Raw genomic sequence first — 6647 nt, 5'->3', positions numbered from 1 at the left:
CCCCCCAAGATCGGTCGTTTGCACCGCACAGCCCCCAGGATCGGTCGTTTGCCTCGAGATCGGTCCATCGATGGACCGATCTCGAGGCAAACGACCGAACAGCCCGCCCGCAGCAGTGCAGCAGACCGAACACGCCGCCCGAACCCACGCATCAGACCGAACACCCCACCCGCAGCCATGCAGCACACCGAGCACCCCGCCCGAACCCACGCATCAGACCGAACACCCCGCCCGAACCCACGCATCAGACCGAACACCCCACCCAAACCCACCCACCAGACCGAACACCCCGCCCGCAGCCATGCAGCACACCGAACACCCCACCCAAACCCACCCACCAGACCGAACCCCGCCGCCCTCCACACCCGGGTGAAACCGGCGTAGGGTCGGGCAGGTGACCGACGTGAGCGACGAGGCCCGCACCGATACCCCCGAGAAGACCCTGCGCATCGGTCCGCCCAAGACCAGCGCCGCCGGGGTGCCCGGGGTGGTGCACGGCCTGGCCCACGTGATCGACGAGGCGGGCGTCGCGCGCGGTCTGCGCACCCTGCCGATCCTGAACCAGCACGGCGGCTTCGACTGCCCCGGGTGCGCCTGGCCCGAACCGGGCAAGCCGCACGTCGCCGAGTTCTGCGAGAACGGCGCCAAGGCCATCGCCGAGGAGGCCACGCGCCGGCGCGCCGACGCCGCGTTCTTCGCCGAGCACCCCATCTCGGAGCTGGCCACCTGGACCGACCACCGGCTGGGCAAGTCGGGCCGGCTCACGGAGCCGATGCTGCGCGACGAGGGCTCCGACCACTACCGCCCGGTGTCCTGGGACGAGGCGCTCGACCTCGTGGCCACCGAGCTGCGCGGTCTCGACTCACCGGACCAGGCTGCGTTCTACACGTCGGGCCGCACCAGCAACGAGGCCGCGTTCGTCTACCAGCTCCTGGCACGCAAGCTCGGCACCAACAACATGCCCGACTGCTCCAACATGTGCCACGAGTCGTCCGGCACGGCGCTGACGGAGACGCTCGGCATCGGCAAGGGCAGCGTCTCGCTGGAGGACATCACCGACCACGCCGACCTGATCGTCGTCGTCGGCCAGAATCCCGGGACCAACCACCCGCGCATGCTCACCGCCCTGGAGCACGCCAAGGACCGCGGGGCCCGGATCGTCGCGATCAACCCGCTGCCCGAGGCCGGCCTGCAGACCTTCAAGAACCCGCAGCGCGTGCGCGGCGTCGTCGGACCGGGCACCCGGCTTGCCGACCGGTTCCTCCAGGTGCGCCTGGCCGGCGACCTCGCCCTCTTCCAGGCCGTCAACCGCCTCCTCCTGGAGGCCGACGACGACGCCCGCACCGCCGGCCACCCCGGCGTGCTGGACCACGAGTTCATCGCCGAGCACACCTCCGGCTTCGAGCATGCGGCGGCCGCCTGGCGGGCCCTCGACTGGGCCGACGTCGACGCCGCCACCGGCCTGGACCGCAGCGAGATCGAGGCGTTCGTCGGTGACGTGCTCGAGGCGAAGAACGTCATCGTCTGCTGGGCGATGGGCCTGACCCAGCACAAGCAGTCGGTGGCGACCATCCGCGAGGTGGTGAGCTTCCTGCTGCTGCGCGGCAACGTCGGCCGGCCGGGCGCGGGCGCCTGTCCCGTGCGCGGGCACAGCAACGTGCAGGGCGACCGCACCATGGGCATCTGGGAGCGGCCCACCGGGGCGTTCCTCGACGCGCTCGGCACGGAGTTCGGCTTCGAGCCGCCGCGCGCCCACGGGTACGACGTCGTCGACACCGTCCGGGCGCTGCGTGACGGGCACCTTCGGGTGTTCATGGCGGTGGGCGGCAACTTCGCCGCCGCCACGCCGGACAGTGCCGTCACCGAGGCCGCGCTGCGGGACGTCCCGCTCACCGTGCACGTGTCGACCAAGCTGAACCGCTCGCACGTGCTGCCCGGCAGGCGGTCGCTGGTGCTGCCGTGCCTCGGTCGCACCGAGCGGGACACCACGGGCGGGCGCGAGCAGGTCGTGACCGTCGAGGACTCGATGAGCGTGGTGCACACCTCGCGGGGCCGGCTCGCGCCGGCGTCGGCCGCCCTGCGCAGCGAGCCCGCGATCCTCTGCGACCTGGCGCGCCGCGTGCTCGGGCCGGACGACCCGACGCCCTGGGAGGAGTTCGCCGCCGACTACGCACGCATCCGCGACTCCATCTCCCGCGTGATCCCCGGCTTCGAGGACTTCGAGCGCCGTGTGGCCGAGCCGGGCGGGTTCGTGCTGCCCCACCCGCCACGCGACGCCCGGGTGTTCCCGACCGTCACCGGCAAGGCGAACTTCACCGTCAACGAGCTCGAGGTGGCCCGGGTGCCGGAGGGGCGCCTGCTGCTCCAGACCGTGCGCTCGCACGACCAGTTCAACACCACCGTCTACGGCCTCGACGACCGGTACCGCGGCGTGAAGAACGGGCGGCGCGTCGTGTTCGTCCACCCGGACGACCTGGCCGCCGGCGGGTTCGCCGACGGCGACACGGTGAACCTGATCAGCGAGTGGCCGGGCGCAGACGGCCGGATCGACGAGCGCCGCGCGGAGGGCTTCCGCGCCGTCTCGTTCCCGACGGCGCGCGGCTGCGCGGCGGCGTACTTCCCGGAGACCAACGTGCTGGTCCCACTGGACCACACGGCGGAGGGCAGCAACACCCCGGCGTCGAAGTCGGTGGTCGTCCGCCTGGAGCCCGCCCGTTGAGTGCGGGACATTCGCCTTCCTGGCACACGAAAAGGGGCGAATATCCCGCACTCAACGGTCACGGTGCGAGGTGGAAGACCGGCCAGGCCAGCTCCGTCCGCCACGCCGCGGGATCCGGGGTGTCGGACGGCGTGACGAGGTAGGTCTCCTGCACCGGGCCGTCCAGCGCGAGGGCGTGCTCGACCACCCAGGCGCCGAGCCGGCCGTACGTGACGTCGATGTCGTCGTGCGGTCCGTGGTGCACGACGACGGCGAGCTCCACGGCGGGCAGCTCGACAGGACGCACCCGGCCGCGCTCCGGCGGGTCCGCGACGGGACGGTAGACCAGGACCGGACCACGACCGTCGCTGAACAGCTCGTTGGCGTAGTGCCCGCCCGCCGGTCCCAGCCGTTCGTGCCCGGCGACGGCGCCGTCCAGCTCGGCCGTCGCGTCCGCGTACCAGACCAGCACCTCGTCGTGCGCCACGACACCGGAGATCGCCGCGACCGTGCGGGCCGGCTCCGAGCGCAGCACCACCTCCGGGGCCGGCGACGGCGCCAGGAGCTGTCGCAGCGAGGCGACGGCGGACCGGGTGCGCTCCAGCTCGGCCTCCAGCCGGCGCAGGTGGGCGGAGACCAGCTCGGCCCGCTCGCCGGCGTCGGGCGTGGCGAGGATCTGCCGCACCTCCGCGAGCGGCACGTCCAGCTCACGCAGGCGGTGGATGACCTGGGCGGGCGGGATCTGCGCGCTCGTGTAGTAGCGGTAGCCGCTGACCGGGTCGACCCGGTCCGGCTCCAGCAGACCGGACTCGTGGTACCGGCGCAGGGTGCGCACGCTCAGGTGGGTGAGCTCGGCGAACTCGCCGATGGTCAGGCCTCGGGTCACGGCACCACTGTGCACCCTCCCCCTGGGGGAAGGTCGACCGGGGTCAGGGACCACTTGACCCTCTCCCTGCGGGAGACCTCAGCCTGGCGGTATGCACACCACGCACGACACCGAACGGCCGGCCATTCCCATCGACGACCGTCTCGACGGCCGGCGAGCCCTGGTCACCGGCGGCAGCAGGGGCACCGGCGCGGCCGTCGCCCGTCGGCTCCGCGCGGCGGGCGCCACGGTGCTGGCCGTCGCCCGCACCGCACCCGAGCCGCAGCCGGACTCCCCCGGCTTCGTCGCGGCCGACCTCACCACCCCGGAGGGTACGGCCCTGGTCGCGGACCACGTCGCGGAGCACCTGGGCGGTGTGGACGTCCTGGTGCACACGCTCGGCGGTTCCCGGTCGCCGTCGGGCGGCTTCGCGGCCCTGTCGGACGGGCACTGGGCGGACGAGCTGAGCCTGAACCTGCTGTCCGCGACCCGGCTGGACCGTGCCCTGCTGCCCGGCATGATCGCCGCGGGCGGGGGTGCGGTGGTCCACGTCTCCTCGATCCAGCGCAGGATGCCGCTGCACGCCGCCACGCTCGGCTACGCGGCGGCCAAGGCCGCCCTCACGACGTACAGCAAGGGGCTCGCCACCGAGGTTGCCCCGCACGGGGTCCGCGTCAACGTCGTCTCCCCGGGGTTCATCCGCACGTCGAGCGCACAGGCGCTGGTCGAGCGGCTGTCGGCGGGGCAGGAGATCAGCCGCGAGGAGGCCCTGGACCAGCTCATGGACTCGCTGGGCGGCATCCCGCTCGGCCGCCCGAGCGATCCCGCGGAGGTCGCGGAGCTCGTCGCCTTCCTCGTCAGCGACCGGGCAGCGGCCATCACCGGCGCCGAGCACACCATCGACGGCGGCACCGTACGCACGGTCGGCTGACGCCGCCGTCCGACACCCACCACCACGAGAGGAACCACCATGGACACGTTCCCCGGCCCGACGGCCGACACCACCGACCTGCCCACCGACCCGGCCGCCGTCCTGCCCGCCGTCCTGCCCGCCGTCCTGGCCGCGCACCTCGCCGCGCACGAGGCCCGCGACGCCGAGCGCGAGCTGGAGTGCTACGCCGACGACGCCGTCGTCACCGACGACGGGAACACGTACCGCGGGCGCGCCGAGATCCGCGCATGGATCGGCCGGGCGGCCAGCGAGTACACCTTCACGAGCGAGCTGACCGCCGTCCGCCAGGACGACGAGGAGCACTGGACCGCCGTCCGCCACCTGGAGGGCGACTTCCCGGGCGGCGTCGTCGACCTGAGCTACCGCTACACCCTGGACGCCGACCGCATCGCCGAGCTCCTCATCACCCCCTGACGACAGGTGAGTGCTGGATACCTGCCCTCCTGACACGCCGGAAAGGGCAGATATCCAGCACTCGACGCAGCACGGCGGGAGTCAGTGCGAGACTGCCTTCTCCGCGCCCGCGCCCGTCAGGGACCGGACCTCCATCTCGGCGTACTTCTCCGGGTGCGACCGCTCCTTGCTCAGGTAGGTGCCGACGATGCCGAGCACGAACGCGAGCGGGATCGTCACGATGCCCGGGTTGTCGAGCGGGAACCAGTGGAAGTCGATGTCCGGGTTGCTGATCATCGACTTGCTCAGCCCGGTGACCGGGTCGGCGGGCTTCCCGGAGACCACCGGGGAGAAGATGATCAGCACGACGGTCGAGATCAGGCCGCCGTAGATGCTCCACAGGGCGCCGGACGTGTTGAACCGCTTCCAGAACAGCGAGTAGATGATGGTCGGCAGGTTGGCCGACGCCGCGACACAGAACGCCAGCGCCACGAGGAACGCGATGTTCTGGCCGTTGGCGAAGATGCCACCGAGGATCGCGATGATGCCGATCACGACCACCGTCCAGCGGGCCACGCGAACCTCCCCGTCGGCCGACACCTGCCCCTTCTTGATGACGGAGGCGTAGATGTCGTGGGAGAAGCTGGCCGCCGCGGTGATGGTGAGGCCGGCCACGACGGCGAGGATGGTCGCGAACGCGACCGCCGCGATGATGCCGAGCAGGATCTCCCCGCCGAGCTCGAACGCGAGCAGCGGCGCGGCGGAGTTCTGCCCGCCGGGTGCCGCGAGGATCGTCTCCGGGCCCACCAGCGCACCGGCCCCGTACCCGAGCACCAGGGTGAACAGGTAGAAGATGCCGATCAGCCAGATCGCCACGACCACGGACTTGCGGGCCTCCTTGGCCGACGGCACGGTGTAGAAGCGCATGAGCACGTGCGGCAGGCCGGCGGTGCCGAGCACCAGGGCCAGGGCGAGGGACAGGAAGTCGAGCTGCGACAGCGCCGACGCGCCGTACTGCAGGCCGGGCTCCAGGATCGCCTCACCGTTCTCGCCGGCCATGTTCACGGCCTCCTGCATGACGGCGGACAGGTTGAAGCCGTAGAGCGCGAGCACCCAGATCGTCATGGCGCCGGCGCCCACGATGAGCAGCGCCGCCTTGATGATCTGCACCCATGTGGTGCCCTTCATGCCGCCCACCAGCACGTACAGGATCATCAGGGCGCCCACGACGGCGATGACGACGCCCTGGCCGGCCTTGTCCGTGATGCCGAGCAGCAGGGCCACGAGGCCGCCCGCGCCGGCCATCTGGGCCAGCAGGTAGAAGAACACCACCGCGAGGGTGGACAACGCCGCGGCCATCCGGATCGGCCGCTGCTTGAGGCGGAACGACAGCACGTCGGCCATCGTGAACTTACCGGTGTTGCGCAGCAGCTCGGCCACGAGCAGCAGGGCGACGAGCCACGCCACGAGGAAGCCGATGGAGTACAGGAAGCCGTCGTACCCGTTGACGGCGATGGCGCCGGCGATGCCGAGGAAGCTCGCCGCCGACAGGTAGTCGCCCGCGATCGCCGTGCCGTTCTGCGTGCCGGTGAAGCTGCGCCCGCCGGCGTAGAAGTCCGCCGCGCTCTTGTTCTGCCGCGACACCCGGAAGACGATGATGAGGGTGACCACGACGAACCCGGCGAAGATGCCGATGTTGATCCAGGTGTTGCCGACGTTCGTGGCCGCGGCTGCCATGA

Annotated in this window: 5 protein-coding genes; 3 read left to right on the top strand and 2 right to left on the bottom strand. The window is 71.7% G+C overall.

All coding sequences use genetic code 11. The annotated features are described in order from the left end of the window. The first annotated feature begins 394 nt into the window (after positions 1 to 394). Positions 395 to 2719, top strand: coding sequence for an FdhF/YdeP family oxidoreductase (locus tag ACIBBF_RS20300; protein WP_397416896.1), 2325 nt, complete (start codon positions 395 to 397; stop codon positions 2717 to 2719). A 58-nt stretch (positions 2720 to 2777) separates the two neighbouring features. Here ACIBBF_RS20300 and ACIBBF_RS20295 read toward each other — a convergent pair whose 3' ends face one another. Beyond that, complete coding sequence (locus ACIBBF_RS20295; RefSeq protein WP_397416894.1) at positions 2778 to 3584, bottom strand: MerR family transcriptional regulator; 807 nt, start codon at positions 3582 to 3584, stop codon at positions 2778 to 2780. A gap of 91 nt (positions 3585 to 3675) precedes the next feature. Between ACIBBF_RS20295 and ACIBBF_RS20290 the strand changes: the two genes are divergently transcribed. After that, positions 3676 to 4494, top strand: coding sequence for an SDR family oxidoreductase (locus ACIBBF_RS20290; protein WP_397416892.1), 819 nt, complete (start codon positions 3676 to 3678; stop codon positions 4492 to 4494). Positions 4495 to 4533: 39 nt separating this feature from the next. Beyond that, on the top strand, positions 4534 to 4929 hold the full coding sequence (locus ACIBBF_RS20285) for a nuclear transport factor 2 family protein (protein WP_397416890.1): 396 nt from the start codon (positions 4534 to 4536) through the stop codon (positions 4927 to 4929). An 81-nt stretch (positions 4930 to 5010) separates the two neighbouring features. On the opposite strand, the gene ACIBBF_RS20280 is transcribed toward ACIBBF_RS20285, so the two are convergent. Further along, positions 5011 to 6645, bottom strand: coding sequence for a cation acetate symporter (locus ACIBBF_RS20280; RefSeq protein ID WP_397416906.1), 1635 nt, complete (start codon positions 6643 to 6645; stop codon positions 5011 to 5013). Between the last annotated feature and the right edge of the window lie 2 nt (positions 6646 to 6647).

It is taken from the genome of Promicromonospora sp. NPDC050880, from assembly GCF_044456525.1.
GTDB lineage: Bacteria > Actinomycetota > Actinomycetes > Actinomycetales > Cellulomonadaceae > Promicromonospora.
This window is presented reverse-complemented; position numbering and strand designations above follow the sequence as displayed.